General features: G+C 32.4%; 27 protein-coding genes. 12 read left to right on the top strand and 15 right to left on the bottom strand.

The window, feature by feature from the left end:
* Positions 1–5: 5 nt before the first annotated feature.
* From DMB71_RS19310 to DMB71_RS19300, 3 genes are all read right to left on the bottom strand, one after another.
* Complete coding sequence (locus DMB71_RS19310; protein WP_111369064.1) at positions 6–2,591, bottom strand: phosphoenolpyruvate carboxylase; 2,586 nt, start codon at positions 2,589–2,591, stop codon at positions 6–8.
* A 92-nt stretch (positions 2,592–2,683) separates the two neighbouring features.
* On the bottom strand, positions 2,684–3,163 hold the full coding sequence (locus DMB71_RS19305; RefSeq protein WP_008468989.1) for an Lrp/AsnC family transcriptional regulator: 480 nt from the start codon (positions 3,161–3,163) through the stop codon (positions 2,684–2,686).
* A gap of 77 nt (positions 3,164–3,240) precedes the next feature.
* Positions 3,241–4,395 (bottom strand): M14 family metallopeptidase, encoded by a 1,155-nt coding sequence (locus DMB71_RS19300; protein WP_111369062.1) that lies wholly within the window; start codon positions 4,393–4,395, stop codon positions 3,241–3,243.
* A gap of 312 nt (positions 4,396–4,707) precedes the next feature.
* Here DMB71_RS19300 and DMB71_RS19295 point away from each other — a divergent pair, with 312 nt between their 5' ends.
* Positions 4,708–5,163: a helix-turn-helix domain-containing protein gene (locus DMB71_RS19295; RefSeq protein WP_111369061.1), complete on the top strand. Its 456-nt coding sequence runs from the start codon at positions 4,708–4,710 to the stop codon at positions 5,161–5,163.
* A gap of 84 nt (positions 5,164–5,247) precedes the next feature.
* On the opposite strand, the gene DMB71_RS19290 is transcribed toward DMB71_RS19295, so the two are convergent.
* Positions 5,248–5,799, bottom strand: coding sequence for a 1-acyl-sn-glycerol-3-phosphate acyltransferase (locus DMB71_RS19290; RefSeq protein ID WP_111369059.1), 552 nt, complete (start codon positions 5,797–5,799; stop codon positions 5,248–5,250).
* Positions 5,800–5,863: 64 nt separating this feature from the next.
* Here DMB71_RS19290 and DMB71_RS19285 point away from each other — a divergent pair, with 64 nt between their 5' ends.
* Genes DMB71_RS19285 through DMB71_RS19265 form a run of 5 tightly spaced genes read left to right on the top strand, consistent with a single transcriptional unit; the run spans position 5,864 to position 8,744 of the window.
* Positions 5,864–6,529 (top strand): spermidine synthase, encoded by a 666-nt coding sequence (locus tag DMB71_RS19285; RefSeq protein WP_111369057.1) that lies wholly within the window; start codon positions 5,864–5,866, stop codon positions 6,527–6,529.
* 3 nt (positions 6,530–6,532) lie between these two features.
* A complete protein-coding gene (locus DMB71_RS19280) occupies positions 6,533–7,210 on the top strand; it encodes a peptidoglycan DD-metalloendopeptidase family protein (RefSeq protein ID WP_111369056.1) in 678 nt (225 codons plus the stop codon).
* 6 nt (positions 7,211–7,216) lie between these two features.
* Positions 7,217–7,693 carry a hypothetical protein gene (locus DMB71_RS19275; RefSeq protein ID WP_111369054.1) on the top strand — a complete coding sequence of 159 codons (477 nt, stop codon included), beginning with the start codon at positions 7,217–7,219 and terminating at the stop codon, positions 7,691–7,693.
* Positions 7,694–7,704: 11 nt separating this feature from the next.
* Positions 7,705–8,229: a hypothetical protein gene (locus DMB71_RS19270; protein ID WP_111369053.1), complete on the top strand. Its 525-nt coding sequence runs from the start codon at positions 7,705–7,707 to the stop codon at positions 8,227–8,229.
* Positions 8,230–8,276: 47 nt separating this feature from the next.
* Positions 8,277–8,744 (top strand): nuclear transport factor 2 family protein, encoded by a 468-nt coding sequence (locus DMB71_RS19265; RefSeq protein WP_111369051.1) that lies wholly within the window; start codon positions 8,277–8,279, stop codon positions 8,742–8,744.
* Between the two features lie 210 nt (positions 8,745–8,954).
* On the opposite strand, the gene DMB71_RS19260 is transcribed toward DMB71_RS19265, so the two are convergent.
* Positions 8,955–10,442: an aminotransferase class V-fold PLP-dependent enzyme gene (locus tag DMB71_RS19260; protein WP_111369049.1), complete on the bottom strand. Its 1,488-nt coding sequence runs from the start codon at positions 10,440–10,442 to the stop codon at positions 8,955–8,957.
* A gap of 184 nt (positions 10,443–10,626) precedes the next feature.
* Between DMB71_RS19260 and msrA the strand changes: the two genes are divergently transcribed.
* Both msrA and DMB71_RS19250 read left to right on the top strand, forming a co-directional pair.
* Positions 10,627–11,160, top strand: coding sequence for a peptide-methionine (S)-S-oxide reductase MsrA (gene msrA / locus DMB71_RS19255; RefSeq protein WP_111369048.1), 534 nt, complete (start codon positions 10,627–10,629; stop codon positions 11,158–11,160).
* Positions 11,161–11,248: 88 nt separating this feature from the next.
* The gene (locus tag DMB71_RS19250; RefSeq protein WP_111369046.1) at positions 11,249–12,817 is read left to right on the top strand and encodes a protein adenylyltransferase SelO; all 1,569 of its coding nucleotides are present in this window, start codon (positions 11,249–11,251) and stop codon (positions 12,815–12,817) included.
* Positions 12,818–12,889: 72 nt separating this feature from the next.
* On the opposite strand, the gene DMB71_RS19245 is transcribed toward DMB71_RS19250, so the two are convergent.
* The gene (locus DMB71_RS19245) at positions 12,890–13,858 is read right to left on the bottom strand and encodes a YpdA family putative bacillithiol disulfide reductase (protein ID WP_111369045.1); all 969 of its coding nucleotides are present in this window, start codon (positions 13,856–13,858) and stop codon (positions 12,890–12,892) included.
* 1 nt (position 13,859) lies between these two features.
* Positions 13,860–14,333, bottom strand: coding sequence for a CYTH domain-containing protein (locus DMB71_RS19240; RefSeq protein WP_111369043.1), 474 nt, complete (start codon positions 14,331–14,333; stop codon positions 13,860–13,862).
* 258 nt (positions 14,334–14,591) lie between these two features.
* Between DMB71_RS19240 and DMB71_RS19235 the strand changes: the two genes are divergently transcribed.
* Complete coding sequence (locus DMB71_RS19235) at positions 14,592–15,116, top strand: hypothetical protein (RefSeq protein ID WP_111369041.1); 525 nt, start codon at positions 14,592–14,594, stop codon at positions 15,114–15,116.
* 44 nt (positions 15,117–15,160) lie between these two features.
* Here DMB71_RS19235 and DMB71_RS19230 read toward each other — a convergent pair whose 3' ends face one another.
* The 6 genes from DMB71_RS19230 to DMB71_RS19205 all read right to left on the bottom strand — a co-directional run bounded on the left by DMB71_RS19230 (position 15,161) and on the right by DMB71_RS19205 (position 21,994).
* The gene (locus tag DMB71_RS19230) at positions 15,161–16,213 is read right to left on the bottom strand and encodes an o-succinylbenzoate synthase (protein ID WP_111369040.1); all 1,053 of its coding nucleotides are present in this window, start codon (positions 16,211–16,213) and stop codon (positions 15,161–15,163) included.
* A gap of 81 nt (positions 16,214–16,294) precedes the next feature.
* Entirely contained in the window at positions 16,295–17,533 is a 1,239-nt protein-coding gene (locus DMB71_RS19225) for a tetratricopeptide repeat protein (RefSeq protein WP_111369038.1), read from the bottom strand.
* Positions 17,534–17,745: 212 nt separating this feature from the next.
* Positions 17,746–18,423 carry a metal-dependent hydrolase gene (locus DMB71_RS19220; protein WP_111369037.1) on the bottom strand — a complete coding sequence of 226 codons (678 nt, stop codon included), beginning with the start codon at positions 18,421–18,423 and terminating at the stop codon, positions 17,746–17,748.
* 33 nt (positions 18,424–18,456) lie between these two features.
* The gene (gene menA, locus DMB71_RS19215; RefSeq protein WP_111369035.1) at positions 18,457–19,419 is read right to left on the bottom strand and encodes a 1,4-dihydroxy-2-naphthoate octaprenyltransferase; all 963 of its coding nucleotides are present in this window, start codon (positions 19,417–19,419) and stop codon (positions 18,457–18,459) included.
* A gap of 85 nt (positions 19,420–19,504) precedes the next feature.
* The gene (locus DMB71_RS19210; protein ID WP_111369033.1) at positions 19,505–20,338 is read right to left on the bottom strand and encodes a 1,4-dihydroxy-2-naphthoyl-CoA synthase; all 834 of its coding nucleotides are present in this window, start codon (positions 20,336–20,338) and stop codon (positions 19,505–19,507) included.
* 801 nt (positions 20,339–21,139) lie between these two features.
* Positions 21,140–21,994 (bottom strand): CvfB family protein, encoded by an 855-nt coding sequence (locus DMB71_RS19205; protein WP_111369032.1) that lies wholly within the window; start codon positions 21,992–21,994, stop codon positions 21,140–21,142.
* A gap of 174 nt (positions 21,995–22,168) precedes the next feature.
* On the opposite strand from DMB71_RS19205, the gene DMB71_RS19200 reads away from it, so the two are divergent.
* Positions 22,169–22,579, top strand: coding sequence for an immunity 70 family protein (locus DMB71_RS19200; protein ID WP_111369030.1), 411 nt, complete (start codon positions 22,169–22,171; stop codon positions 22,577–22,579).
* A 67-nt stretch (positions 22,580–22,646) separates the two neighbouring features.
* Here the strand turns inward: DMB71_RS19200 and DMB71_RS19195 are convergent, their stop codons facing one another.
* Together DMB71_RS19195 and menD are read right to left on the bottom strand one after the other, a co-directional pair.
* On the bottom strand, positions 22,647–22,988 hold the full coding sequence (locus DMB71_RS19195; protein WP_111369028.1) for a DUF2853 family protein: 342 nt from the start codon (positions 22,986–22,988) through the stop codon (positions 22,647–22,649).
* A gap of 86 nt (positions 22,989–23,074) precedes the next feature.
* On the bottom strand, positions 23,075–24,736 hold the full coding sequence (gene menD, locus DMB71_RS19190; protein WP_111369027.1) for a 2-succinyl-5-enolpyruvyl-6-hydroxy-3-cyclohexene-1-carboxylic-acid synthase: 1,662 nt from the start codon (positions 24,734–24,736) through the stop codon (positions 23,075–23,077).
* 177 nt (positions 24,737–24,913) lie between these two features.
* Here menD and DMB71_RS19185 point away from each other — a divergent pair, with 177 nt between their 5' ends.
* Positions 24,914–26,089 carry a thioredoxin family protein gene (locus DMB71_RS19185; RefSeq protein WP_111369025.1) on the top strand — a complete coding sequence of 392 codons (1,176 nt, stop codon included), beginning with the start codon at positions 24,914–24,916 and terminating at the stop codon, positions 26,087–26,089.
* A gap of 14 nt (positions 26,090–26,103) precedes the next feature.
* Entirely contained in the window at positions 26,104–26,601 is a 498-nt protein-coding gene (locus tag DMB71_RS19180) for a GNAT family N-acetyltransferase (protein ID WP_111369024.1), read from the top strand.
* Positions 26,602–26,673 lie beyond the last annotated feature (72 nt).

Below are 26,673 nucleotides of genomic sequence, written 5' to 3'. Positions count from 1 at the left end.
ATATTTTAAGCTGAGTTTCTACTTGCGTTAGTATTTCCAAATAATGATCTTGTTACGATTTTCTCATAAACTTTTACCAATTCTTCGTTTGGCTTTTCCGCTTTGTTTAACTCATTAATTCTCAATAATGCATATTGCTGAATAGTCAACAACGGTAAAACAATGCGCTCTCTAATCTGAATTGATGCAATACCATCAGGATAATTTTCCATCAATGTTTTATGCCCGGCAATTTTCAATAAAAGGCGTTTTGTTTCTGAGAATTCATCATAGATAATCTGCCAGAATTCACCAAACTCAGGATCATTTTTCATATAAGCTGTTAATGGCAAGAATGATTTTGCCAATGACATCATACTGTTTTCTAGCAATGTTTTGAAAAATAATGAATTATGATACAAATCACTTACTTTGTCCCATTGTCCAGTTTCTTCAAAATGTCTCAATGCCGAACCTACTCCAAAGAATCCGGGAACGTTTTGTTTTAACTGGCTCCATGAACCTACAAACGGAATCGCTCTTAAATCTGCAAAATCTAATGATTCGGATTTGCTTCTTTTAGAAGGACGGCTTCCAATGTTAGTTTTTGAGTAATATTTCAGCGTACTCATTTTTTCTAAGTACGGAATAAACTTCGGATGATTTTTGAAGCTTAAATATTTATCATAACCCAAATTGGCCAAATCAGTCAAGATTTGAGTTTCTTCTGCAGTCAATTCGTTTTTCTCTTTACTAAATACTTGGTTTGTAACACCAGCACTCAATAAATTTTCAATATTATAACGGCAAGAATCTAAAGTTCCAAAATTAGAGCTAATTGTCTGACCTTGAACCGTTATCTGAATTTCGTTGTTTTCAATTTTTGGTCCAAGAGATGCATAAAATTTATGTGTTTTTCCGCCACCACGCGCTGGAGGTCCGCCACGTCCGTCAAAGAAAATCGCCTTAATTCCGTATTCTCTAGAAATTTTAGTCAACGAAATTTTAGCTTGATAGATACTCCAGTTAGCCATTAAATATCCACCATCTTTAGTTCCGTCAGAGAATCCAAGCATGATAGTCTGCTTGTTTCCTCTAGATTTCAAATGTTTAGCATATTCTGGATTCGTGTACAATTGCTCCATAATAGTATGTGCATTTTGTAAATCGTCTACAGACTCAAAAAGGGGAATGATATCTACAGTTGGCTTTTCCCAATTATTCAAACGAATCATGGCAAAAGTTTCCATAACGTTCAAAGCACTTTCGTTGTTACTTATGATGTAACGGTTTGCTCCTTCTTCGCCATTATTTTGCTGAATCATTTTAATGGCTTGTACAGATTCTAAAGTATATCTCGTAATTTCATTTTCAAAATCACTTGGATTCAGATTTCCTTTAACTTTTGATAAAACATCAATTTTTTGATCTTCTGTCAATTCGTAGTAATTTTTCGGGAAAATATCTGAACCAGAATTCAAATAATAATTTACAACATCTTTGAAAACTGCATTGTGAATTTTACTATTCTGACGAATATCTAAAGTTGCAAAATGGAATCCGAATAAATTAACTTTTACCAAAAGCGCATCTAATTCGTCCAAATATAAAGATTGATGTTTCTCAATAATTATAGCTCGAATTTTGTATAACTGCGTTAATAATTCATCTAATGTGATAAAAATATCTCCTTTAGAATAAAACACAGAACGGTAAAGTTTATGTTCAAGTTCAGCTACTAAATCATCTACTCCTGAAAAAGTTAGCTTTCGTTTTAAATTTCTCATTTCTACATAATAGCACTTTAAAATTGACGTACGTAAACGATCAGCAACTTTAAGAGTAATGTCTGTAGTAACAAAAGGATTTCCGTCACGATCACCTCCTGGCCAGAAACCAAGTTTAATCAACTGGTTGTGAATTGGGTTTCCTTCCAAAATATTCTTTTGCAGGTAATGTACAATTTCTCCTGCTGTAGCATAAAATACATTTTCAAGGTACCAAATTAAACTTACAGCTTCATCGTAAGGATTTGGTTTTTCCTTCTGAATGAAAGGTGTTTTTCCAAGCTGAGCCAGTAATTGTTTAATTTTCAACAAATCATTTTGACGAATTGCTTCTGTCAAATCATTTATAATTCCTAATACAGGACCAGGATAAAACTGCGTTGGATGCGCTGTTAAAACGGTACGAACATTAAAACTTTCTAAAAATTCACTTAATTCTTCATCTTTTTCTTTAGCATCAGATTTTTCTTTGATATCACGAAGAGATCCGCGTCCTTCCATGTTGTTTACTTCTGGAAAAGCTGCGTCTTCAATAGCATCAAACAGTACAATCTGGCGCTCTATATATTGAATAAATCGAAACATAAGATCGATTTTTTCTTCTTCAGAAGCGTTGTTTAAGAATTTATTTGAGAAGAAATCTACAATTTCTTTTGGTGTTTCTTGTTTTTTAAAGCCTGTTTCGCAAGTTTCTGTAAATAAAGGAAGTAAAACCCCTGTATTATCTATAGAATCAAAGGGTAATGTTATAAAAACACTATTATAAATGTGGTATTTTGAGAGAACGTCTTGATTAAAACGCTCAATTTTTGGCAACGTATACATAATCGTGTTATAGTTGGTTGGTTAATTAGTCATAAAAAAACCCCAAGAATAAACTTGAGGTTATATTTTAATATAGCATTCAAGAAAAGTTCTTACATATTTTTGAAAATAGTATGCATCAAACGCTTCTTATCGTTTATACTTTCCTCTAATGAAATCATTGTTTCTGTTCTGTAAACACCATCAATATCGTCAATCATAAAGATAACTTCTTTTGCGTGCTTAGTGTCTTTTGCTCTAATTTTGCAAAAGATGTTGAATTTTCCTGTAGTTACAGAAGCTACAGTTACGAATGGAATTTGATTGATTCTCTCTAATACAAATTTAGTTTGAGATGTATTATTAAGAAAAACCCCTACATAAGCAATAAATGAATAACCTAATTTATCGTAATCTAAGGCTAATGAAGATCCCATGATGATACCGGCATCTTCCATCTTTTTAACTCTAACGTGTACTGTACCAGCAGATATCAATAGTTTTTTTGCAATGTCAGTAAACGGAACTCTCGTATTGTCTATTAACATATCTAAAATCTGGTGATCTACTTCATCTAAACGAAATTTACTCATAATTGTTTAATTAATATTACTAATTGCTATTACAAAGTATAAAATTATATATAAAAAACAACAAATTCACATAAAAATTAACTTTTTATTAATCCGTTAACAAATTTAACATTTTTATTTAAATAAAAATTTGCTTTTTGACCCGTTTTAGGAAAGTTTTGGAAATCGTCCGAATATTCTGCACATTTTGCGTCGTATTCGTAATGACCAAAATAATTTTCCAACTCGCCTACTTCAACTATGTAAGCGTTAAAATGAATCTTATTTTCGATTAATTCCTCTTTGTATTGTGCGACAAAATTCGTAATAATTTCGATACCATCATAATTTATTTTGACATTTTTATACATAAAATCATAAAAAACCACATTATTTTGTGAAATATTCAAATATTCGGAAAATCTATTGTCAACTAAATCGTTTTCGGATATTAGTTTGAAGCTCTGAATTAACGCGAAAAATATGAATTTCCTCGTAATCTCTCGCTCGTAATCCTCTGGAAAGTGTCCTGCCTCAAATAAGATAGTTGGAACGCCTAAAAACTGAAAAGTGTCTCCTATACAATTAATATTGAAGGAGTCATCAAAACGCCCAACTTGTCCAGGAATGTATTTTTGAAGCTCTTCATTGATTCCTGCAATGATATTTATGGCTTTTAATCTGTTTTCGTTTACTTCTCTTTCCTCGTTATAAGAAGGAGCTAAAAAAGATACCGTTGCAGGTTTTCCTGTTGTTCCTGCCCCGAATATGGTACGCTGATCGTGCAGGTTAAAGCAAAAATCAGGTTTAAACTTCTCAAATACTTCGCGTAAAACTTTACTTTCAGTTTGGCTCAAATCTTGCGAATCACGATTTAGATCAATTTCGTTTGCGTTTGCTCTAGTATACAGTCTTGCTCCATCAGGATTAAGCATCGGAATGCAGTAAAATGTGAAGGTATCTAGCATTTGTTTTGCAAAATCGGTATCGTCATTCAGCAAATTGATGAAATCAAATAAAGCTTTTGTTGTTGTGCTTTCGTTTCCGTGCATTTGCGACCATAGATAAGCGCGTATTTTTCCAGTTCCAATTTGATAACTATATATAGGTTCGTCTAGAACAGATGTTCCAATAATCTGTACTTGAGCATTTGTATTTAATTTATCTAAAATTGGTTTAATATGGTCTAAAGTGAGATATCTACCAGAGATTGACTGTTCCTTGTACTGTATAAAAAGCTGTTCTAAATTCATTGTGTTTCGATTAGTTTACAAAAGTAAACATCTTTATTTTTACAATTGTAAACTGTAGGAAATATTAATAATTTAGAATTGTAAACAGTTTTGAGGAGGATTTGGGATAACTATATATAAGTTGTTTTAATTGAGCTTTTTAAATTAAATATAATTATCTAAATTAATATATTTCAGTTAATTATATTTATCTATTTAAATTTTAAATTTAACATAAAAATGAACTCTGCTTAAAATTACAACAATAATATTCAAATACTGTTTCTTTTTGTTTACATTTGTAAATGATAGAATTTAAAGCAGGAATTTACAATGGTAAACATAGATGATTTTGTAAAAAGACTTGAATCTGTATTAGAATATTATGGTTTAAATGCCTCTGCTTTTGCCGATAAAATTGGTGTGCAACGTTCTAGCATGTCCCATCTTTTATCAGGCAGAAATAAGCCAAGTTTAGATTTTGTAATGAAAATTCTAGAAGTTTTTCCAGATATAGATTTATATTGGATTTTAATAGGAAGAGGAACTTTTCCAAAAAGCAATAATGAAGAAGTGCCTGAAATTCAAAAAAACTCTTCTCCTATTCTATCAAATCAGAATATAGGGAATGATTTATTTTCGGCTATAGAAATAAATTCGGAAGAAGAAAAAAGAGAAATTAAAAAATCTCCTGTTGTAAAAAATGAAAATTTCAATTTGGAAGATGACGAAATTGAAAAAATCGTCTTGTTCTATAAAAATGGTACTTTTAAGGCCTATTCTCCATAATGTAAAAATTAGCGAGTATTTGACTCTTTGTCCAGAAAATTTTCAAATACGCGATTCTCACGCGTTTGGAAAAATTCTCAGAAATTACAATTTTATGCCATTTTCAGGAATTTTGCCTTCAACGCCGTCATAATGTTTTTTCAAAATTTCATAATCGGCTTCGTAATTTCCAGTCGGATAAATTGGTTTACCGATATTCACTTCTTTTTTGCCCCAATCAAAAGCTACAGGAATAATTGGCACTTTCGCTTTAAGCGCAATAAAGTAAAATCCAGTTTTTATTTCGTTTACTTTTTTTCTGGTTCCTTCTGGAGCAACAGCCAAACGAAAGATTTCTTTTCTATCAAAAATAGAAGCAATTGCATCCACTTTATTCAATCCTCCAGTACGGTCTAGCGGTTCTCCGCCCACATTTCTGAAGTAAAAGCCAAAGGGAAATCGAAATAACTCCTTCTTTGCTACAAAATTCATCTGCAAACCAGATATGCCACGAGTCAAAAGACCTATATAAAAGTCATGATTACTGGTGTGTGGCATTACTACTAATACACATTTTTTTACTTCAGCATTCTCCATTCCTACTATCTTCCAGCCCATTAGCCTATAAAAGATGAATTTGTATAATAGTTTTTTCATGAAAGATTTAATATTTGGTGCAAAATAAAAGATTTAATGGTAAATTTGAGTAAAAGCATAAAAAATGATTCGAAAATTTTTCAGTTATATAATTCCAATAAAAATATTTAAGAAAAAATCAGCCAGAAGCAAAATGATAGAAGTTACATGGGCAAATGGCGAATTAGTATTGGATACTGAAAACACAAATTATTCATACGGAAGTCTGCAGCGCATATTAAGGTATGGACTACGAAATATTGGTTACGATAAAATCTTAGAAATGGAACATATTCTGCTATTGGGAGTTGCCGGCGGAAGCGTAGTTAAAACATTAGTAGACGAGATTGCCTACAAAGAAAAAATTACTGGAGTTGAAATAGATCCCGATATGATTCAAATTGCCAATGAGTATTTCAACCTTAATCAAATTAAACAGTTAGAAGTTGTTATTGATGATGCTTTTGAATTTGTGCTGAAAACGAAAGACAAATACGATCTCATTATTATAGACATTTTTGAAGATACACATATGCCAAATTTTTTGTTTGAAAAGTTTTTTGTCGATAGAGTCTGCACTATTTTAAAAGACAATGGTTTTGTTTTATTCAACACCATGATATTAGATGAAGCTCACAATGTCCGAAACAGAAAATATGTTGCAGAAGTGAATCCGAAAATGTTTAAAACAAAGATGTTGCCCCGCATTGAAGTACATAACGAATTAATAATAATAAATAAAGTAGCTTAATTTATGAAACCCCTTTCCTCAATCTTAAACGCCTTACCACCTACTAAAGTTATTGATGCCTCAATTAATCTTTCTGAATATACGCCGTTAAACCTATCGGTTTCGAATCAAGAATTGGTAAATCAGAAATTAGATACTTCGGAAGATTTTGAAAAGTATATTTCAAATTTCTTAAAAGAAAACAACGCCAAAGTTGCATTTGGCGGTTATATAGAAGGCAGATTTTTATATCAAAGAAGTCCCATTTTCTTAGATGCCTCAAAACCTGAACGCAATATTCACATCGGATTAGATTTGTGGGCAGAAGCTGGAACTGATGTACTGGCTGCACTTGACGGAACAGTTCATAGTTTTAAAAATAATATTGGTTTAGGCGACTACGGTCCTACTATTATATTGGAACATGAAGTAGAAAATGAGAAGTTTTATACTTTATACGGGCATTTATCGTTAGAAAGTATAGAGAATTTAAATGTCGGAGACAATTTTAAGAAAGGAGAAAAAATTGCAACCTTAGGAAAAGCCTCTGTAAATGGCGATTATGCACCTCATGTCCATTTTCAGATTATCCACAACATTGGAGATTATTGGGGAGACTATCCTGGAGTCTGCAACACAAAAGACCTAAACTTCTATATCGAAAATTGTCCCGACCCTAACTTATTATTAAAAATTACTTAAATAGTTATGAAGAAAGCAGGATTGATTATATGTTTGTTGTTATTAATCGGATGTAAATCTAAAACCGTTAGCAGAGATACAGAAGATTTGAAAATTAAAAAAGTTTCTGGAGCAGATGTAAATGCAAATCAGCAGCGTAAAGCGTATGATTTAGGAAAGAGAGTTTTAGAAACTTGTAATACTTCAAAATTTAAACCTTTTAATGAAACTGAAGTAACTAAAACGGTTATGGAAAACACAACAGAAGAGCGTTTAACCAAAACCTGCCAAAGATTTAGACAATACTATGGAAGTTTTATAGATTTAAAATTAGATGGAGTTTACAAAACCAAACATGAAGTCATTTATCGCTATCATGCTTTGTACACAAAGAAAGTTGCCAATAAAGAACTGCGCATCTTTGTAAATGAAGACAATCTCATTTCTGCCATAAAATCTATGGATTGGGATGAAAAATTTGATGCCAAATTAGCCGATCAATAAATTATATACTTATGAATTTTAAACTACCGCTTCTTCTTTTATTATTTGTTTCAACATTTGCTTCTGCACAGCAAACTATGAGTGTAAAAGGTTCTGCACCTTATCCCGCAACTCAAGAATATACTTTCATCTGCGAAAAATATGCTTATTCTGGTGAAATAAATGTACAGATAGCCAAAACAGACAAAGGCGGTATTTTAAAATTAACCATTTCTACAGCAAGTGATAAAGCTAAAATTGTTGGAGGCGTTTATGTCGATTTAACAAATGCCGATGTAATTGCTTGCACAGACAAAAATGTAAAAGAATCTGCAGACGGCAAAACAACTGCTTATTATTATTTTACACCATCAGAATGGCTGAAGCTAAAAAAGACAGATATTTATGCTATAAGATTCATTGTAGCTGGCGGACCAGATATTTCAGGAAATCTAACTGGGCATTTTACAGCGTACAGCAAAGTAAAATACTTCTCTACAGCATTTGATAAGAGTAAAAAAACATTTGATACAGCTAAAGAAATTAGTGTTTTGTAGTGATTTTTTAATATAATAAATCTTATATTTAACATAAATATTTTTTTATGAACTCAAATGAAGCCCTGATTACAAAATTTTATACCGCTTTCGCGAATGCTGACGCCAAAACAATGAGCGAATGCTATCATCCGAAAGTTCATTTTATAGATCCAGCTTTTGGTTTATTAAAAGAAGAAGAAGTTTCTAAAATGTGGGAAATGCTGCTTTTAAAAAGTAAAGGCAATTTAAAAATTGAATTTTCAAATGTAAAAGCAGACGATTCTACTGGTTCTGCAAATTGGATAGCTACTTACAATTTTAGCAAAACAAACAGAAAAGTCATTAATAAAATATCTGCAGAATTTATATTCCAAGATGGCTTAATTATCAAACATACCGATAATTTTGATGTCTGGAAATGGTCAAAACAAGCCTTTGGTCTTACCGGTTATTTATTAGGCTGGACTGGTTTCTTTCAGAAAAAAGTACAATCGCAAGCTCTTTCCGCTCTGAAACAGTTTCAAAACATTTAATTTCCTTTTAAAAATTTAAAAACCTGTCGCGTTTATAACTTTGCGACCTCTATAACCACATAGATAACCACAAAGTTTAAAAAAAACTTAGCGCTCCCTGCGTTAAAAAAATTAGCCACAGATTATAAAGATTAAAAGGATTAAAAAAAAATCTGCGTTAATCAGTATAATCTGTGGCTAAAAAATCTTTATTGTTTTTTTTTTGAAAATCTAAGATTTAAACCAGCTTTCTACCAATTCATCTTCAAACGAAGTGGCGTCTTTATGAATAAACTCATTGCGGTTTTTATCATAAGAATAATCTAAAGCCCAAACTTTGTGATTGGCTGCTAATTCTTTAATGCTTTTACAAACAAAAGCAATTTCTTCATCAGTTGTTGTTGGGTGAATAGACATTCTAATCCATCCTGGTTTTTTGATTAAATCACCAATTGTAATTTCGTTAACCAATTTATTTGAAGTTTCCTGATCAACATGCAATAAATAATGACCATAAGTTCCTGCACAACTGCATCCTCCTCTGGTCTGAATTCCAAAACGATCGTTTAAAATTTTAACCCCTAAATTAAAATGAAGATCATCAATAAAAAACGAAATCACACCAAGACGTTCTTTGTGCTGTCCAGCTAAAATCTTAATATTCGAAATCGGTTCTAATTCAGAGAAAACATAATCGACAATTTCGTGTTCACGCTCCATAATGTTTTCAATTCCCATTTCCTCTTTTAGCTCAATTGCTAACGCAGTTTTGATAACTTGAAGAAAACCTGGAGTTCCTCCATCTTCACGATCTTCAATATTATCAATATATTTATGCTCTCCCCACGGATTTGTCCAGCTTACTGTTCCTCCGCCTGGACAATCAGGAATCATGTTGTTATATAATTTCTTATTGAAAATTAAAACACCAGAAGTTCCAGGACCTCCAAGGAATTTATGTGGAGACATAAAAACTGCGTCCAAATAAGCTTCTGGATCTGCAGGGTGCATATCAATTTCTACATAAGGACCCGAACAAGCAAAATCAACAAAACATACACCATTATATTTATGCATTAATTTTGCAGCTTCGTGAAAAGGAGTTCTTAGACCTGTAACATTCGAACAAGCCGTAATAGAAGCAATTTTTATGGTTCTATCTTTATATTTTTCTAATAAAGCTTCAAGGTTTTCTAAATTAAAAAGCCCTTTTTCGCAAGACGGAATAATCTCAACATCGGCAATAGTTTCCAACCATGAAGTCTGGTTAGAATGGTGTTCCATATGAGAAATAAAAACAATAGGTTTTTTATCTGCAGGAACATTGGTAAAACTCTTTAGGTTTTCAGGAACTTTTAATCCTAAAATGCGCTGGAACTTATTGATAACTCCTGTCATTCCGGTTCCATCCGTAATTAAAACATCGTCATTATTTGCATTGGCATGACGCTTAATGATATGTCTAGCATGATGGTATGCTTTTGTCATAGCAGTACCAGATACAGTAGTTTCAGTATGTGTATTAGCGACAAAAGGCCCAAACTGATTTAATAGTTTTTCCTCAATCGGACGATATAGTCTTCCGCTGGCAGTCCAATCTGTGTAAATTATTGATTTTCTGCCATAAGGCGAAGTAAATTCTTGATTTATACCGACAATATTCTTTCTAAATTCCTGAAAATAAGTTTCCAGTGTCATGGTACTATTTTTGCTATTCATTAGTTGTGCCTTGTGTTTGACTGCAAATATATATAGTTTTTTTATAAAATTGCGAATTTATCAATAGCAAACTTCAAACACTACATTACCGTTTAGTATTTTTAGTTAAAAGAACTTTTTTTTAATAAATTATCATAATATCCTATCGAATTAATAGGCATTAAATTTAAAGAAAGTATTATTTATGGGGAATTTATCTGTAGCTACCTTTGGTGGCGGATGTTTTTGGTGTATAGAAGCTGTAATTCAGCGTTTAAAAGGTGTAGAATCAATAAAATCGGGTTATTCAGACGGATTTATAAAGAATCCTGCTTATCGTGAAGTGTGTACAGGAAGAACAGGACATGCCGAAGTGATTCAGGTGACTTTCAACCCTGACATAATTTCATATCATGACTTAATTTTTATTTTCATGACAAGTCATGATCCGACAACTTTAAATCGTCAAGGTGGCGATAGCGGAACTCAGTACCGCTCGATAATTTTATATCACGATGACGTGCAAAAAGAAATTGCAGAAAAAGTCTTCGAAGAAGTGCAACCTGCTTATGCAGATCCGATTGTAACGCAATTAAAACCTTTTGAAGTTTTTTACGAAGCCGAAGATTATCATCAAAACTATTACAATGAAAATCAAGAAGCGGGATATTGCCAAGTGGTAATTGATCCTAAAATTCAGAAACTAAAAAAAATGTACGCTGACCGATTGATTGGATAAAAGTTTTTTGCCACAGATTAAAGTGATTTTAAAAAAAAGAAATCTAAATAATCCTTTTAATCTGTGGCAAAAATAAGAAAGACACAAAATGAAAAATCTTAAAATAAATAATCGATTTACTGCCGAATTACCAGCAGATCCAGATTTGACAAATGAAGTTCGTCAAGTTAAGAACACACTGTTTTCTTATGTAAATCCGACAAAACCATCTAATCCAAAATTGATTCACGCTTCTGAGGAAGTAGCCGAATTGGTTGGTATTTCTAAAGACGAAATCCAATCAGAGGAATTTTTAAATGTTTTTTCTGGAAAAGAAATTCTACCAGAAACGCAACCTTATGCCATGTGTTATGCAGGGCATCAGTTTGGAAATTGGGCTGGGCAATTAGGTGATGGCCGAGCAATCAATTTAACAGAAGTTGAAAGCAACAATCAATTTTATACACTTCAATTAAAAGGCGCAGGAAAAACTCCATACTCTAGAACTGCTGATGGTTTGGCTGTTTTGCGTTCTTCGATAAGAGAGTATTTATGTGCCGAAGCAATGCATTATTTGGGTGTTCCTACTACTCGATCGCTTTCACTTGCTCTCTCAGGAGATCAAGTTTTAAGGGATATTTTGTATAACGGAAATCCAGCTTATGAAAAAGGTGCTGTAGTTTGCCGTGTGGCTCCTTCTTTTATTCGTTTTGGAAGCTACGAAATGCTTACGGCTAGAAACGAGCTTAAAAACCTTAAACAATTTGTAGATTTTACGATTAAGCACTATTTTCCAGAAATTAAAGGAGAACCAAAAGAACAATATCTACAGTTCTTCCAAAAAGTGGCTGATACAACACGTGAAATGATCTTGCATTGGCAACGCGTCGGATTTGTTCACGGCGTAATGAATACTGATAATATGTCAATTCATGGAATTACGATAGATTACGGACCTTATGGTTGGTTGGAAAATTATGATCCAGATTGGACTCCAAATACAACCGACAGTCAAAACAGAAGATATCGTTTCGGAAATCAGCCACAAGTAGCGCAATGGAATTTATTTCAACTGGCAAATGCACTTTATCCGTTAATTAATGAAGCTCCACCTTTGGAAAAAATATTAGATTCATTTATAGCCGATTTTGAAAAAGACTACAAAGTGATGTTTTTAAGTAAATTAGGAATATTTACTTCAAGTGAAGCTGATGATAAAATCACTAAAGGTTTGGAGGAAATTTTGCAGTTATCAGAAACGGATATGACTATCTTTTTTAGAAATCTTAGTAAGATTAAAAAAGAGGATTCTGTAGAACAAGCATTCGAAAAGATAGAATATGCATTTTATATTCCTGAAGAAATAAGAGAAAACATTCTTGATGCTTGGCAAAAATGGTTTGCGGTTTATCTGAAAAGATTAAATGCAGAAGAGCTTTCGGATGAAGAACGTGCTGAAAAAATGAATCAAATTAATCCAAAATACGTCCTTCGAAATTATATGGCACAATTGGCAATTGATGCCGCAGATAAAGAAGATTATTCTCTAGTTGACGAGTTATTTCAGCTTCTGAAAAAACCTTATGACGAGCAGCCTGAATCTGAAAAATGGTTCGCAAAACGCCCAGATTGGGCTAGAACTAAGGTTGGCTGTTCAATGCTTTCTTGCAGTTCTTAAAAGTTTTTTGCCACAGATTAAAAAGATTTAAATGATTAATCCTAAAAATCCTTTTAATCTGTGGCAAACTTTTTATTTCGTAGTAATATAATCTACAATCATGCTAGCATGGATTCTAGAGTTTTCTATAAACCATTTATGCGTTTGCATTCCTCCGCACACAACACCAGCGAGAAATAATCCTTCTACATTAGTTTCCATCGTTTCTGGGTTGTAAGCAGGAATTTTCAGTTCATCATTTGAAAGCTCGATTCCGATTTTTTTTAGAAAATTCAAATCTGGTTTGTAGCCAGTCAATGCCAAAACAAAATCATTTTCTATTGTAACTTTTCCGTTTGGTGTTTGAATTTCTACTTCATCTTCACGAATTTCAGTAATGTTAGATTCAAAATAGGCTTTAATGCTTCCTTCGGCAATTCGGTTTTCAATATCAGGTTTTACCCAATATTTTACACGGTTATTAATCTCATTTTTACGAATAACCATGGTAACCTCTGCTCCTTTTCTCCAGCATTCCAGCGCTGCATCTACAGAAGAATTATTAGCTCCAACGACTAAAACTTTTCTAAAAGCATATTCGTGTGCTTCTTTATAATAATGACGAACTTTTGGAAGATTTTCGCCCAAAACATTAATTTCAATTGGAATGTCATAAAAGCCGGTTGCGATTATAACATTCTTTGATTCATAATTATTCTTATTCGTTGTAATCTTGAAATTTTCTTGATTTTTCTGCACATCAATTACTTTTTCAAATAAATTGATATTGAATTTAAAGTAACGATGAATATTTCGATAATATTCTAAAGCTTCCTGTCGCCCTGGTTTTGGCGCCAGACAATTAAAGGGAATTCCGCCAATTTCTAATCTTTCTGCGGTTGAGAAAAAAGTCATATATAGCGGATAGTTGAAAATACTATTCACTATTGCCCCTTTTTCTATAATTACATATTTTAAATTTTTCTTTTCAGCTTCTATTGCGCAAGCAAGACCAATTGGTCCGCCGCCTACGATAATAAGGTCATATATTGATTCTGTCATTTTATTTTTGCCAGTCTTTATAAGGATTTTTGCTTAAATAAGCATTGTAATATCTTTCGTCGTTTGTAACTTCTTCTCCAAGCCATTCAGGTTTTTCAAAAACTTCATCCTCAGAATCTAGTTCAATTTCAGCCATTACTAAGCCTTCATTTTCACCATAAAATTCATCAACTTCAAACACATGCTCTCCAGATTGTATTTCGTAACGCGTTTTTTCAATTTTACCTTTTTCGCATAATTTTAATAATTCTTGAGCTTCATCAAGCGGAATTTCATTTTCCCATTCAAAGCGAGACATACCGCCGCCATGGCTTATCCCTTTAATGGTTATAAAGCCTTTATGCCCTTTAATCCTAACCCTAACTGTACGTTCGGGAGCAGAACTCAAATAGCCTTGAGCAATTTTATTCTGAGTAAAAGCTTGATTCTTATAAACGTCAGATTTTACAAGAAACTTTCTTTCTATTTCAACCATCTTAATTCTAGATTATTTTTTATGCAAGTTACTCATTTTAATCAAGCCTTTGAGCTTGCATAAAATGAAAAATATGTTAATTTGTTACTTTTTATCACAAATCATTTTCATCAAAATAACTGATTATTAACATCTTACAATTATTATTTTAAGTAATTTTGATAGAATCCATTCCTCATCAAACAGTTATCAATCTAAAACATTTTTTTAGTATAACTAAAAGACTTACTACAATTTAAACTCTAAAATAGAACGATCATGAATGTACCTTATGTTGTAATACCAATAGCACTAGGTGTAATCTGCGGGATTTTAGGTTACATACTAGGTAAAATAACTTTTAAAAATGATAATTCACTTTCAGCATCTCTTCAAGCCGATCTAGATGTTTGCAAAGCGCATACAAAAAATTTAAATGCAAGAATCTTAAAATTAGAAGCTGAACTTGCTGCAAAAAGCAAAACAGTAGTTCCTGAAATAATTCCTTTTGAGCCTACATTAGCTTCAAACGCTTTAGGAAAAAAAATAATGGAAAATGACCTTAAAATAGTCGAAGGAATTGGTCCAAAAATAGAATCTTTATTTATCGAAGCAGGAATAAAAACGTGGCAAAACCTTTCGCAAGCTTCCACAGAAAAATTGCGAGCTATTTTGGATGCAGGCGGAGAAAACTATGCTATGCATAATCCGAGTACTTGGGCTAGACAAGCATTAATGGCTTATCAGGGAAAATGGAAGGAATTGAAAGATTGGCAAGATAGTTTGTTGGGAGGAAAAGAGTGAGAACTTAGTTTCAAAGGAACAAAGTTACAAAGGTTCAGAGTTTTTTACCTTTGTAACTTTTTTCCTTTGAAACTTTCCCAGCCTTTAGAAGCATTGTAACAAAGTTGTCCTTTTTTTACTTCAAGCGGGCAATCTATATTATTAGTATATAATGCTCCGGTTCCTAAACCTTGAGGCATATTTGAATTTAATGTAAATGTCCATTGTGCAATGGCATTCAATCCTATATTGCTTTCTAGTGCTGATGTAATCCACCAGCCGACATTATATTTTTCTGCTAGAGTGATCCATTCTTGTGTGCCACGAAATCCACCAACAAAACTTGGTTTTAAAATGATATATTGAGGCTTAATATCCTGAAGCAATTTTTCTTTTTCTTCAAACAAAAACACACCAATGAGTTCTTCATCTAAAGCAATAGGAAATGGCGTTTGTTTACATAATTCAGCCATTTCAGGAATCTGTCCTTTTTTAATGGGTTGTTCTATGCTATGAAGTTGAAATTGCTTTAATTGGTTTAACTTACTTAAAGCTTCTATTGAAGAAAAAGCACCATTGGCATCTACTCTGATTTCTATTTCTTCTGGAGAAAAATGACTTCTGATAAATTGCAGTAATTCTAATTCTTTATTGAAATCAATAGCTCCAATTTTAAGTTTAATGCAGCTAAAACCGTCAGCTAATTTCTCTTCTATCTGCTGTTTCATAAATGCAGATTCGCCCATCCAAACTAATCCATTTATAGGAATCGAGCTTGTATGGTTGGTGAAATTAGATGGAAATAAAAGATATGGATTTTCGCTTTTAAGAGATAAAAAAGCCATTTCTATTCCAAATTGGATCGACGGAAATTCTAATAATGCTTCCCAAAGCGCCTTTTCTCCTAAATGAATATTTTCGCACGCCCATTTTAGTTTTTCTTCGTAATCTGGACGATCGTCCGCGCTTAAACCACGCAGTATTCCGCACTCTCCTATCCCTTTTTTTCCATTTTCTTCCAACGTTATAAACCAAGTTTCTTTCTCGGTCATTATCCCTCTAGAAGTTCCAGATGGACGTTTAAATTCTAGTAAATATTTGTGATAGGATGCGTTCATTTTTTTTAAGGTAGTAAGATGCTAAGTTACTGAGGTGCTAAGTTTTAAAAAGACTTTAAAAACACTTCACCCCTAAGAGACTTAGTTATATAATTTTAAAATTTTTTCGAAATCTTTTGACGGCAAACCTGCTTTTTCAAAAGCCTGAAAATCTAGTCTCGTTTTTGCAATCCAGCTTAAACTATCCGTTACATTTTGAGTCTGATATTTTTTGTAAATCGCTTTGGCTGCACTATAATCATCGCTCACTAAATAAGTATGCGCTAAATTTAGTTTGACTAATAATTCTGTATCATCCAGCTTTTCGCCTTCTTGAAGCACTTTTAATGCTTTTGCATATTGTTTGGTCAAAATGTAGCAATAGCCCAGTGAGGCGTAATCTATTGCAGTTGCTTTGCCTTCGTTTACAATTGTATTTAATTTCGGAATTGCTTCGTTATACTTTTGAGTTTTAATTAAAGACGCGACTTGTGTTCTTAAATCGTTGAATACATTTTTAGAAATATCAGCATCTTTGTAACAGCTGTTTCCAAAATCTTTATACACTTTTGTTTTTTCTACAGCCAATAATTTTTGAAACTCATCATAACGATATTGTTTCATGATTTTATTTAAAATACAAACACAGAAATCATCTGAATTGGCCATTTTTTGTGCCATTGTAGAAGTTTTGCACAAACTTATAATTTCATTTTTATTGTCTTGATTCCAGCCACGACTCAATTTTGTATCAACCCAAGGCACTACTTCTAAAACAACTTTTTGACTTAAAATCCAATTTTTACTTTCAAATCCAAACCAGATTGTACCAACGTTTTCTTTTAGGCAAGATGATTTATTTATAGATAAACGTTTTGCATCTTTGCTCACAGGTTCTGCCTGAGAATAACAAGCTTTATCTATTTTACCATCTGCAACATACTTTTTTGCGTTTTCATTAGAGGTAAAAATCGAATATGTACATTCGTCATCACCTGAAATTTTTGACATCAAGAAAACAGCTCCTGCAGAACCTTGGCTAACGCCCGTCGGATCTGGAATTGCTTTTAATAAGGAAACCAAACTATTGGCCATTTCCTGATTTTTATCCAAAAGTGTGATTCTATATACAATTTCTGTAGTTCCAACTGGTAAATCTTCTGTTGGTATAGAAATTCTATCGCGCGCGGGAACCATAATTTCCCTAGTTGTAGCGCGTTCTTTGTCCCAATAACCGTCTTTTTGTGCAAACGTGCTAGAAGAAACTGCGATAAATAGTAATAAAAGGATTTGTTTGAAAGTTGTATTTTGTGATGATGCTTTAATTGCCACAGATTTCACAGATTAAAATGATTTTTACTTTTAAAACTCAAAATTCAATTAACATAGATTATGCCAAATAACTTTCTTATGGAATTGAGTGCCCTAGCCCCGATAGAGGCGGTATCTCCCGATTTAGAAAGACAAGACTTTTTCAGTCGTAGTTTTTGTTAATCGGGAATTTAGCCGAAAGCGGGATTAGCTTCTTCCTTTGACTCCGCTCAGGATGACAATTACAATTCGATAGAATCTCCGATTGGTAAAAGCATTAAATCTTTGCCTTTTTCGAAGAATTTGCGAATTGCTTCTTCATGATTGATTTCGATATAACCAAAAGTATCGTAGTGATATCCTAAAACTTTGTCGCATTCTACAAAATCTGATGCAATAATGGCGTCTTCAACATCCATAGTAAAGTTGTTTCCGATTGGAAGAATTGCTAAATCCAGTTTTGTACGAAGCGGAATCAATTTCATATCATATGTTAATGCCGTATCTCCAGCAATATAGATGTTTTTGTGCTCTCCTTCGATTACAAAACCTCCAGGATTTCCTCCGTAAGAACCATCAGGAAAGCTGCTTGAGTGAATGGCGTTTACATATTTTACTTTTCCAAAATCAAATTTCCAGCTTCCGCCATGATTCATTGGGTGTGAATTGAATCCTTTTTTGGCATAGTAACTTGCAATTTCAGCATTAGAAACGATAACTGCATTTGTATTTTTAGCAATTGCTTCAACATCTAGAACATGATCAGCGTGTGCGTGCGTTAGCAAAATATAATCGGCTTTTATTGTGCTAAGGTTGATTGATGCCGCTTGTGGATTTCCGGTAATAAATGGATCCACAATAATGTGTTTTCCTCCTACTTCAATTCCTAATGAAGCGTGTCCGTAGTATGTAATTTTCATTTTGTTGCCTTTTTAAAATTAAACATTTGTTTATTATCTTCCTCCCAAAAAAAGGTTTACAATAATGTCAGAAATCAGCGAAATCATACACACTGTAAGTAATATAGAAAGTAAAAATGTACTTAATGCCAGTTTTTTTAATTCTGGGTCTAATAATTTTGGATCTTGGTTTTTGTAAACCGTGATTAAATGTTTTGTCAACGGAATGTAAGCTAATACAAACAAGTATTGATCAAAGTTATAATCGCTTAAAATAGCAAATACAACTACTAAAACCATTGCTGTAATAATTAGGAAAAAGTGATAATTTTTAGCTTTTTCAGCTCCCATTTGCACTACAATTGTCTTTTTACCTGCTTTTCTATCTGATTCCTGATCGCGCATATTGTTTAGGTTTAAAACCCCAACGCTCAATAATCCAATTGCTACAGCAGGAAGAATTAAAAGCGGATCAACTTCTTTTGCGTATAAAAAGTTTACGCCCAAAGTACTCACTAATCCGAAGAAAATGAAAACAAATAAATCTCCCAATCCTCTATATCCATAAGCAGAATTACCTACAGTATATTTAATTGCAGATACAATAGCTGCGATTCCTAGTAATAGAAAAAAGATAGAATATCCAAAATTGTCTTTTCCAAAAGCAAAGTAAATCAAAATAATTGCAGAAAGTAAAGTCAAAAAAGAAGTGATAATAATGGCTTTTTTCATTGCCTGAGGCGTAATGACGCCACTCTGAATAGCACGTTGCGGTCCTACTCTGTCTGCATTATCGGTACCTTTTACTCCGTCACCATAATCGTTTGCAAAATTGGATAAAACCTGTAATCCTAACGTTGTCAATAAGGCAAAACCAAAAACTTTCCAGCTGAATACTTCAGTTGGCGTATTGATAGTTTCTGTTGGATTTGACAAAGCATAAATACTTCCAACTATAATTCCGGAAACTGATAAAGGTAATGTGCGCAATCTAGCGGCTTCAATCCAATGTTTCATTATTTGTTTTGTTTGTTTAGTTTCAGGTTTCAAGTTTCAGGTTCCTAACTTGAAACCTGAAACTTGAAACTATTTTATAACTTATTTATGGTATCCATTTATTTTCACCAAAGTTTGGTTTTCTCTTTTCTAAGAAGGCGTTTCTTCCTTCTTTCGCTTCTTCAGTCATGTAAGCCAAACGGGTTGCTTCTCCTGCAAATACCTGCTGTCCAACCATTCCGTCATCTGTAAGGTTCATTGCAAATTTTAGCATTTTGATAGAAGTTGGTGATTTTTGAAGGATTTCTTGAGCCCACTCATAAGCAGTAGCTTCTAACTCGTCATGAGGAATTACAGCATTTACCATTCCCATTTCAAAAGCTTCTTGTGCGGAATAATTTCTTCCTAAGAAAAAGATTTCACGAGCTTTTTTCTGACCTACCATTTTAGCTAAATAAGCCGATCCGTAACCTCCATCAAAACTTGTTACGTCTGCGTCAGTTTGTTTAAAAATAGCATGTTCTTTACTTGCAAGCGTCATATCGCACACTACATGCAAACTGTGTCCGCCACCTACAGCCCAACCTGGAACAACAGCAATAACCACTTTTGGCATAAAACGAATTAAACGCTGCACTTCTAAAATATTTAAACGGTGCTGACCATCATCTCCAACATATCCTTGGTGTCCGCGTGCATTTTGATCTCCACCACTACAGAAAGAGTAAACCCCATCTTTTGTTGATGGTCCTTCAGCAGAAAGTAAAACAACTCCAATTGAAGTATCTTCTTGTGCATCGTAAAAAGCTTGGTATAATTCTGAAGTAGTTTTAGGACGGAATGCATTTCTAACATTTGGTCTGTTAAATGCTATCCTTGCTACTCCGTTGCATTTTTTGTAAGTTATATCTTCAAATTCTCTGGCTGTAATCCAATCCATTTTGATTTTTTGTTTAAAATAATTATACGGTAAAAATAACGCATTTTTACTATTTTACCTACTCAATCCGTCTTAAGTCTTTACTAAATTGACTCCCAATGTTAACAATTAGTATTTACTTACAAAAAATAACATTTTTTAACATTAGTTTAGAAAATTAATAATTAATTTTACAACCTAGAAATCAATGAGATACAAAATATTTTAAAGATTTCAGATTGATTTTCTTTCACTGATTTATTAACCTAAAAAATGATTTTTTTGAGAAAATTTAAAAAATTTGTCGCTCATTTTTTTAGGGTTTTTACGAACAAACCTCAATTAAAAGAGCAAATGATTTGTGTGTTTGTCGAAACTTCAAAAAGAAAAAAGTAACACCTAAGGTTAAATGTTAGAATTGTATCTATAATTAGTATGAGGAGTGATAACGATAAAAGATGAAAAAGTACTAGTTCATACTTTCTAAAAGTTATTTTATAAAACCAATGGATGAGCCGTGAAATTCTTTTTTTGCTGTTAAAATAGATGCATCAAATCATTTAAAAGACATACCCATCAATGGAATAATTTCTAAAATTCGTAAAGCTATTGTTCTGAGATGGACTCGAATTATTTTATTTCTGTTTTTTTTTAATTACAATTTTTTTTAAAACTGAATAAAAAGCGAAAGGCTGCTTGTAATGAGCAGCCTTTTGTATTGTAATAATTTTGCTCACGCAAAATAAATTCCAAAAAATAAAAATTCCAAATTCCAAGTATCAATTGGAATTTTGGAATTTTAATATTGAAATTTCTAGATTTTTATTCTTTCACAAGATAAATTCCGTCATCTTTTATTTCAATCAGCTTTTCTTTGTATAAAGCTCCGATTGCTTTTTTGAATGATTTTTTACTCATTTTCAAAACCGTTTTAATGTCTTCTGGATGCGAATTGTCATTTAATCTAAGAAAGCCTCGGCTAGCACGCAGTTCAGTCAATATTTTCTCAGCATTTGGTTCAATGCTTTCAAAACCCTGAGCCTGAAGCGCTACATCAATTTTATTATCTGGACGGATGTTTTTAATGTAACCGCGCATTCTGTCTCCAGTTCTTATCGAATCATCGTAAACTTCATCTTTGTATAAAAGGCCTTTGTGGCGTTCGTTTATAATAACATTGATTCCCATATCGGTAATATGAGAAACGATTAAATCAACTTCTTCGCCTTTTTCAACCGTCAGTTTATCATTGCTCAAAAATTGATTCGTTTTGCTTGAAGCGACTAAACGATTCGTTTGTTTATCCATATATAAATAAACCAAGTAGCGTTTTCCTTTTTCCATTGGGCGCGCCTGTTCTTTGAACGGAACAAGAATATCTTTCTCCATTCCCCAATCCATGAAAGCACCTACATTATTGATATAATTTACACGTAAAAGAGCAAATTCATTCAATAAAATATACGGAACCAAAGTCGTAGCAACTGGTCGCTGTTCATGGTCTAAATAAACAAAAACGATTAATTCTTCGCCAATTTCAAATACTTTTGGCACATATTTATTTGGGAGCAAAACGTCGTGAACTCCATCTGGATCATTTTCTGGATCTCCTAAAAATAAACCAACTTTGGTATCACGTAATATAGTTAGCGTATTGTATTTTCCTATTTCTAGCATTTTAAAATTTTTCTAAGTTGCAAAAGCAACTAAGTTTCTGAAGCGCAAAGGTACGAAGTTTGAAAGTACTAAATTTAAAAAAGTAATTTATAGCCAATTTAAATTTTAACACACTTTAATATGTGTTTTTTCTTACTTTTTATACTTTTACACAAGTATTTAAAATTTACAATAATGGCTATAGGATTTCAAGTAAAAAATGATTGGTATGAAATAGGAACTGGAGATTTTTTTCATTGCTTCTTTTCAAATATTGCTTATCATCTGGAAAAGGAAAACTGGGGAAATAAATACCCTATTCTAATGAATGAACTTTATCAAGGGGAATTAAAACATAAAAATATTGACAAAGCAATCATTGAATTAAAAAAGATACAATTTGATTTTGAAAAAATACCTCCTTCAAAGATAATTTGGGATATTGAAAATTTAAGTTTAACTCCTCCTTGGGGAAACAACATTAGTCCAGAAATAACAGATTTATCTAATTATTTTGTAACGAGCGACGGGAATAATTTATTCGAAATATTTTTCGAAGCCTTATCAAAAGCCAATGAAGAAAAAGTTAATCTTATAATTCAGTAAGTTTAAAAAATAATAGAAATAAGAAAGTGCCTTTATAAAGAGGCACTTTCTTTTTAATTTCAAACAATTATTTGAAAACACTTTCTTTCTTAAAATGTACAGTCAGTAAATAATACACTACTGCTCTATATTTGTGTTTATTTGATTTTCCATACTTTTCCATAACAGTATCAATTCCTTTGTCTAAATCTGGACCATCTTTTAAACCTAATTTTTTTATTAAAAAGTTATTTTTTACTGTATCTAATTCTGATTGCTGCGAAGAAGCCACTGTAGAAGCATCATCGTTATAAATTGACGGACCGCAAGCAATTGTAATCTTTGTCAATAAATCTGCGTCAGCTGTAATACCGCATTTCTCTTTTAAATCAGTTGTGTACTTTTTAATTAATTCTTCTCTCTTGCTCATAATTATATAATTTGGTGAATAATAAACCAAATGTATAATTAAGAAAACTACAAAACAATATTTTTAACAAATATTTTCTTTCATTTTTAATAAAGATATTTAAAGTACTGTTTTAGTATAAGATCATTTTCAGCTGTTGGCGTAAAAATTTCTAGAATACAAGGTGCATCATTAGAATTATATAAAGATTGTATTCCATGATCCAGCGATTGAATATCCTGAGCAGTAAAATAATTTAAACCATACATTTTCGCCAAATGTTCGGCAGTCAATTTATGCGATGTTTCGAAATAAGTATTGAAAACAGGTTTTTCCTGATGTCCTGGAAGAATTCTAAAGATTCCTCCTCCTCCATTATTCACTAAAATAATCTTGAAGTTTTTAGGAATATAAGAGTTCCACAGAGCGTTGCTGTCATATAAGAAACTTATATCTCCAGTAACAAAAATGGTTTGTTTTTCATTTCCAACCGCTGCGCCGATTGCTGTAGAAGTGCTTCCGTCAATTCCGCTTGTTCCTCGATTGCAAAAAACTTCGATAGAATTATCAATATCAATAAGCTGTGCATAACGAATAGCAGAACTGTTGCTAATTTGAAGCATGCTGTTTTTTGGCAATGATTCGATTACTTTTTCAAAAACTTTAAAATCTGAAAATTCGATTTTATTTAAATACTCTTTTCTTCTCTCTAATCTTGTTTGGTAAACAGCATTTACATTATTAAAATAATTACTTTTCACAAAAGATGTTTTTGAAACCAAGTCTTTAAAGAAATCATTAGGTTTCATCTCAAAATGTTTTGTCAAGGCTCCAAATGTATCATAAGCACGTAAAGTGTCTATATGCCAATGATGTTTCGGTTTGTATTTTCGCAGAAATCCTTTTATTCTTTTTGAAACTACCATTCCACCAAAAGTAACTAATACTTCTGGGTTAAACTTCTTAAAATCAAAATCATCAAAAGGCGTAATTAAAGTATCTATTGAATTAATAAAACTCTCGTGATGAAGATTTGAAGTCGTTTCTGTAAGCACTACAACCGACGGATCTGAAGCTAAATTTTCAATAACTTCTTTATCAATTGTATTCGCTTCGTTAACTCCAACTAAGATTAGTTTTCGTTTTGCAGTATTCCAAACAGAAATAAATTCTTCGCTATTTTCTATAGTTTTTGAAAAATTTTCAAGTTCTAGATTTGTAATTTTTGGCTGTACTGAAAGCTCTTCTGTAGTTTCGTAAAGCGGTTCTTCAAAAGGAGCGTTGATATGAACTGGACCTTTTTTAAGAATTGCCGTTTCGATAGCTAAATTGATTTTCAGATCATTCTCTTCTGATGCTTCTTCGGTTAAATTGGCATTAAAAACAGAATGATTAGCAAAAACATTTTCCTGGCGAATGGTTTGTCCGTCACCAATATCAATTTTACTCTGCGGACGGTCAGCAGAAATGACAATCAATGGAATCTGACTGTAGAATGCTTCCGCTAAAGCAGGATAGTAATTTAATAAAGCTGATCCTGAAGTGCAAACTATAGCAGTTGGCTGTTTGGTTTGCTGAGCAATTCCTAAGGCAAAAAAAGCAGCACAACGCTCGTCTGCAATGCTATAACAGGTGAAGTTTGGATTTTGAGCAAATCCAATGGTTAACGGTGCGTTTCTAGATCCTGGAGAAATTATAATATTGAAAATGCCTTTGGCAGATAAAATTTTGATAATGCTTTGTGCAAGCGCTATTTTGGGGTAAATCATTCCGGTCGTGTATTACTATTTTAAAGAAAATCTTTTGTTCTGATTTTTCTTCATCTTGTTTACAAAGTTACAAACTTCGCACTTGATTTATAGTATAATTAGGAATATATTAAGGCTCTTTCACGAAAAAGGGAATATATTTGTAAAATCGAATAATTAATAAAAGCCTGATACAATATGCGTTTCTTATTTATACTTTTTTTATCTATTACTTTTCACACCGTAACTTCTCAGAATCAATTTGTTCCTGTTGATGTTCCTTATAAAATGGCTTTAGAAAATGCTAAAAAAGAAGGAAAACCGCTTTTTGTTATGCTTTATGCAGATTGGTGCCCGCATTGTAATTTAATGAAAGCTGAAGTTTTGAGCGATCCTAATGTTATGGACTTTTTGAATAAAAATTTTGTGTGCACTTATAAAAACATTGAAAAAGAAGAAGGAATTGCTTTAAAAAATAAATTCAATACCAAATCGCTTCCTACTTTTTTATTTCTTGATAATAATGAAACTTTGATTTACGCATTGAAAGGCGAAATGAAAAAAGCAGAATTTCAAAACGAACTTCGTTATGCTTTAAATCCAAAAATGCAATTGCCATATTTAGAAAAAGAATTCCTTGCCGACCCGAGTAATTCTGATAAATTCTTTACTTATTTGAATACTTTAAAAAAAGGAAAAGACAGAACGGAATTATCTATGCCAACACATGTCTACTTAAATACACAATCTGATAAACAATTGGTTAGCGAAGTAAACTGGCGTGTTATAGCAAATGGAGTAACTGATATTAAATCTAGAGAATTTCAATACGTTTTAAACCATCAGAAAGAGTTTGCTGCTGTTGCTTCTCAAAATCGAGTTGACCGTAAAATCGAAAGTATTGTAAACGAGTTGCTCCGTCCTTTGGTTGACAATTTAGATACAATAAACTATTACAAACAAAGAGAAGTTGCCAAATCAATCCGCTTGCAAAAAACAGATTCTTTGGTTTTTAAATATGATTTGACATTGGCCGAAAGAACTGAAAAATGGGACTTCTATAAAAAAGTAACAGTCGAAGACACTCAGAAATTGGTTTGGAATGATGCGAGCTTTTTAAAAGATATCGGAAACACTTATTTTAAACATATTAATGATAAAGAGAGTTTAAAAAAGGCTATTTTTTGGGTAGATCGCTCTTTAGAATTAAATGATTCGTATGACGGAAATTTACTTGAAGCGAAGCTTTACAATAAAATAAAAGACAAAAAGAAAGCTTTAGAATATGCCAAAAATGCCAAAGCGATAGCCAAAGAAATGGACTGGAATTCCAAAGAAGTGGACACTTTATTAGCTGAACTGAATACCAAATAACTGTAATATTACCAATGAGCATTATTTTAAGACCTGCAACAACAAACGATTTGCCAAAAATCCTAGAAATTGTAAATCATTCCATTTTACATACTACAGCCAATTATAGTTATGAAATCCAGACTTTGGATGTTCAAACAAAATGGTTTGAAGATAAAAAATCTAAAAATTTACCTGTAATTGTAGCCGATTTAGATGGTGAAGTGGTTGGTTTTGGGAGTTACGGACAATTTAGAGAAAAAATAGGCTATCAATATACTGTTGAGCATTCTGTTTATGTGATTGATAATATAATAGGAAAAGGAATTGGCTCTAAACTTTTGACAGAATTAATCCGTTTAGCGAAAGAACAAGGCTACCATGTTATGATTGGCGCGATTGATGCTGATAATGCGGGAAGCATTGCATTTCATGAAAAATTCGGATTTGTCGCTACAGGAACAATTCGCGAAGTAGGCTACAAATTTGATCACTGGCTAGATTTGGTGTTTATGCAGCTTATTTTGGTTTAACCGCAAAGGACGCGAAGAATTGCGTAAAGCTCGCAAAGTATTTAAAAACTCTGCCCCTTTGCCTCTTTGCAC

This window comes from Flavobacterium tistrianum, assembly GCF_003254545.1.
Taxonomy (GTDB): Bacteria; Bacteroidota; Bacteroidia; order Flavobacteriales; family Flavobacteriaceae; genus Flavobacterium; species Flavobacterium tistrianum.
The sequence above is the reverse complement of the archived record's forward strand: the minus strand, read 5'-3'. Positions and strand labels throughout refer to the sequence as shown.